The sequence below is a fragment of the Sphingopyxis sp. genome (assembly GCF_035250425.1).
In the GTDB taxonomy this organism is placed as follows: domain Bacteria; phylum Pseudomonadota; class Alphaproteobacteria; order Sphingomonadales; family Sphingomonadaceae; genus Sphingopyxis.
Genome location: NZ_DATFFD010000194.1, coordinates 1 through 3,711 on the forward strand (window position 1 = coordinate 1; position 3,711 = coordinate 3,711).

5 protein-coding genes are annotated in these 3,711 nt (G+C 65.1%); 2 read left to right on the top strand and 3 right to left on the bottom strand.

Translation table 11 applies throughout. The annotated features are described in order from the left end of the window. The 3 genes from VJ811_RS11625 to VJ811_RS11635 form a co-directional block, all read right to left on the bottom strand. On the bottom strand, positions 1 to 782 hold a 782-nt coding region (locus VJ811_RS11625; RefSeq protein WP_324072460.1), incomplete at its 3' end, for an outer membrane protein assembly factor BamD. Between the two features lie 116 nt (positions 783 to 898). Beyond that, the gene (locus tag VJ811_RS11630) at positions 899 to 1,630 is read right to left on the bottom strand and encodes a peptidylprolyl isomerase (RefSeq protein WP_324072462.1); all 732 of its coding nucleotides are present in this window, start codon (positions 1,628 to 1,630) and stop codon (positions 899 to 901) included. 66 nt (positions 1,631 to 1,696) lie between these two features. After that, on the bottom strand, positions 1,697 to 2,182 hold the full coding sequence (locus tag VJ811_RS11635; RefSeq protein WP_324072464.1) for a methylated-DNA--[protein]-cysteine S-methyltransferase: 486 nt from the start codon (positions 2,180 to 2,182) through the stop codon (positions 1,697 to 1,699). Positions 2,183 to 2,442: 260 nt separating this feature from the next. Between VJ811_RS11635 and VJ811_RS11640 the strand changes: the two genes are divergently transcribed. Both VJ811_RS11640 and VJ811_RS11645 read left to right on the top strand, forming a co-directional pair. Beyond that, positions 2,443 to 2,820: a metalloregulator ArsR/SmtB family transcription factor gene (locus VJ811_RS11640; protein ID WP_324072467.1), complete on the top strand. Its 378-nt coding sequence runs from the start codon at positions 2,443 to 2,445 to the stop codon at positions 2,818 to 2,820. A 2-nt stretch (positions 2,821 to 2,822) separates the two neighbouring features. Continuing rightward, positions 2,823 to 3,356, top strand: a complete 534-nt coding sequence (locus tag VJ811_RS11645; RefSeq protein ID WP_324072469.1) for an SRPBCC family protein — start codon at positions 2,823 to 2,825, stop codon at positions 3,354 to 3,356. The last annotated feature ends 355 nt before the right edge of the window (positions 3,357 to 3,711 follow it).

A 3,711-nucleotide genomic window follows, 5' to 3' on the forward strand; every position in this document is an offset into this window, starting at 1 on the left:
GCGTTCTTCTGCATCAGCTTGTAGGCGCGCTGATACCATTCGTTGCCCGGATAGTTGGCGCCGAGCACCGCGGCCGACTTTTTCGCCTCGGACGGGATGCCGAGCGCGAGATAGCATTCGGTCAGGCGGTAGAGCGCCTCGGGCGCGTGGCTGGTCGTTTGATATTTGTCGACGACCTCGCGGAAGCGGATCGAGGCGGCGAGCCAGTTCGAGCTGCGCTGGTAGAAACGGCCGATCTCCATTTCCTTGCCCGCGAGATGGTCCTGCACCAGGTCGATCTTGAGCCGCGCGTCCGACGCATAGCGGCTGTCGGGATAGCGGCGGATCACCTCGCCGAGCGCGGCCGACGCCTGCTGCGTAATCTTTTGGTCGCGGGTGACGTCGCTGATCTGCTCATAATAGCTGAGCGCGATCAGATAATAGGCGTAGGCCGCGTCCTTGTTGCCCGGGTGAATCGCGAGAAAGCGCTGCGCCGCCTCGATCGCCGGGGTATATTCGCGGTCCATATAATAGCTGAACGAGCTCATCAGCTGCGCGCGGCGCGCCCAGGGCGAATAGGGATGCTGGCGCTCGACCTCGTCGAACAGCGCCGCGGCGAGGCCGTACTGTTTGCGGTCGAGCCGGTCCTGCGCCGCGCGGTACAGCGTGTTGACGTCGCGCGCGACGTAGCGCGTATCCTTCTTCACATTGCCGCCCCCGGCACAGGCCGCCAGCATGGGGGTAATCGCAAGTGCGGCGGCGAGCAGGCGCATGGTCGCGCGCGAAGGGGCATGTTGAGTCATGCGCGCGGTATAGCCACAGCGCGGATGAACGCAAAATAAATGATGGGGCGTTTGTCGCCGTTTCCCATCTCGTCACCCCCCGCCTTCGCGGGGGTGACGAGGAAAGGAACGCCATCTTAGCCTTCCTTCACCACACACCCCTTCGGTGCGTCCGCGGGCGCGGGCACGCGGCGCGCGGTCTTGATCGTCACTTGCGGGTCGAGCATCTGGCCGACCATCACGCCCTCGCCCGCGGTCGGCGAGATCGGGGCGTTGAAGATCGCCTCGGCGATGTCGGCGCCGCCGACGATCTCGCCGAACACCGCGAAACCCGCGCCGTCGCCGCCGGGCGCATCGGCGTTGAAACCCTTGATGTCGGACAAGAGCAGGAAAAAGTCGCTCGTCGCGTCGCCTGGGTTGAGCCGCGCCATCGACAACGCGCCCTTGCAGTTGGTCAGCCCCGTCTTCGTCGTCGGCTCGTGCGCGATCGGCGGGAAATTCTTGCGGGCATCGCCGCGGTTGCCCGCCTGGATTAGCTGGTTCGCCGGACCCCAGCTTTTCGTCGAACGATAGAATTTGAACCCGTCCATCCGCTTCGCATCGACGTAGCGGAGGAAATTCCCGGCGGTGATCGGCGCGCGCCTATTCTCGATCCGCACGGTGATCGTCCCGAGATCGGTGGCGAGCGCGACATAAGGCCGCGTATCGCGGGGGTGCGCCTCGACGGGCGTAGGCACGGGCAGCGGCGGCGGGGGTGGCGGCGGCGCCATCATTGGCCGAACCGTTTCGGGGCGCGGCGGAGGCGGCGGGACGACGGCGGGCGCCATCTGGGCGGCCGACAGGGCAAGGGCGGAAAGGATCGTCAGCATTCGCCAATCTTAAGCGCAAAGCGGCGCCGAGGGCGAGCCTTTTCGGGGCCGCCATGACTGCCCGCATCACCTCAATTTCGTCGACATCAGATCACGAATTGCGCCTTCGTGATCAAGCAGCCAGCGTTTGCGAGGCAGCCCGCCCCCGTAGCCGGTCATCGATCCGTCCGCCCCGATGACACGATGACAGGGGATGACGATGGCCACGGGATTGGCTCCATTGGCGAGCCCGACGGCGCGTGTCGCTGTCGGGTGGCCGAGCCGCGCCGCCAGTACGCCATAGGAGAGGGGGGTCCCCGGCGGGATGTTTCTGAGCGCCGCCCAGACGCCCTGCTGAAACGGTGTGCCGCCGGTGGCGCAGGCCAGTTCGCCGAGAGCCGGGAATCGACCTGCAAGATAGGCGCCAAGCGCCGCGTCGATGTCCGGCGGAACGGTCCCGGCGATCAACGACGCGTCGCCATGATAGCGTTTCAGCAGCCGCATTATTCGTGGCCGATAATCTTCGAAATCGAGCGCGCACAGTCGATCCTGATGGTCGGTTGCGATCAGCATTGTACCGATCGGCGACGCCCGGCGGGCGAGTATCAGGCGTTCGGGGGGTCATCGCAGGCTCAGCCCCATCGTGTCGGTGCCAAGCTGCAAATAGGCCGCAGCATAAGCGCGCCATGGCCGACTCGCAATGCCCCGCCGACTGCCCGCTCTATGACGAAGATGCCGCGGAGCAGTTCGCTGGCCCGTCCGAAAAAGCGCAATAGAATTTTTATTCAACCAATAGGTTGACAATCATATCGGACCGATCAATATTCAACCACATGGTTGAATATGATTCGCACACGCTCGATACCATCTTTCACGCGCTCGGCGACGCGACGCGCCGGGCGATGCTGGGCGAGCTGGCTGCCGGCGAACGGACGGTCGGGGAACTCGCGGAGCCCTTCGCGATGTCGCTCGCCGCGGCGTCGAAGCATATCAAGGTGCTCGAAAATGCCGGAATGGTCCGCCGCGACGTGCGCGGGCGCACCCATGTCTGCAGCCTCGATCCGGTGCCGCTGATGAGCGCCGACCAGTGGCTTGGCATGTATCGCCGCTTCTGGACCGACCGGCTCGACGCCCTCGAACGGATATTGCGTGCAGAGGATGCCCCGCCCCCTCCCCCCAAGAAACCCCTCCCTGGGAAAGAAGGAGAATGACGATGACGACGATGCTTACCGAAGGCAATTATGGTGTGCTAACCGAACCCGCGACGCTGACGATCGAGCGCCTGCTGCCCGGTCCGGTCGAGCGCATCTGGTCGTATTTGACCGACAGCGACCTGCGCCGGCAATGGATGGCGGCGGGCGCGATGGAGGAAAAGGTCGGCGCGGCGGTCGAATTCACCTGGCGCAACGACGAACTGACCGACCCGCCGGGCACGCGCCCCGAAGGCTTTGGCGCCGAGCACAGCATGATTTGCGAGGTCGTCGCGATCGACGCGCCCAACCTGCTGTCGATCAGCTGGGGCAGCACCGGCGGCGTCACCTTCACGCTTCAGGAAAAGGGCGACGAGGTGCTGCTGACCGTCGTGCATCGCCGGATCGAGGATCCGTCGGTGCGGCTCAATATCAGCGCGGGCTGGCACGCGCATATCGACGTGCTCGAAGCGCGGCTGCGCGGCCGCACGCCGAAGCCCCACTGGGATAATTGGGCGCAGCTGCGCACCGATTACGCCGAGCGCCTGTTCGGCTGATCCTGCCGGTTTCGGACGAGGAAGGGGCTGCGAGAGCGGCCCCTTCTTTTTTGATCGCATGAGCCGCAAAGCGCACCGGCTGCGCACTGGGATCAAGGGCACCGCAGACATCACAAGGGACATCCGAAGCGCCGCAAATCCTTTCTGGAAGAGCTTTTCGACTGATCTGCCGCGCGGGGCCGGCCTTGGCGGTCCCGCCCGTCCTCCCGCACACAAAAAAGGGGCCGCTGTCGCGGCCCCTTTTCTTATTCGGCAATTCGAAGGCTTAGTCCTTCAGGAAGTCAGGCACATGGCCCTGGTCTTCCGGACCTTCGTTGCGTTCGCGACGGGGGCCGCGGTCGCCGCCTTCGCGGCG

What these genes read in the sequence shown, in the direction of transcription:
- VJ811_RS11630 (WP_324072462.1), bottom strand. Translation starts at nt 1,630, where the DNA reads ATGCTGACGATCCTTTCCGCCCTTGCCCTGTCGGCCGCCCAGATGGCG.
- VJ811_RS11635 (WP_324072464.1), bottom strand. Translation starts at nt 2,182, where the DNA reads ATGCTGATCGCAACCGACCATCAGGATCGACTGTGCGCGCTCGATTTC.
- VJ811_RS11640 (WP_324072467.1), top strand. Translation starts at nt 2,443, where the DNA reads ATGGTTGAATATGATTCGCACACGCTCGATACCATCTTTCACGCGCTC.
- VJ811_RS11645 (WP_324072469.1), top strand. Translation starts at nt 2,823, where the DNA reads ATGACGACGATGCTTACCGAAGGCAATTATGGTGTGCTAACCGAACCC.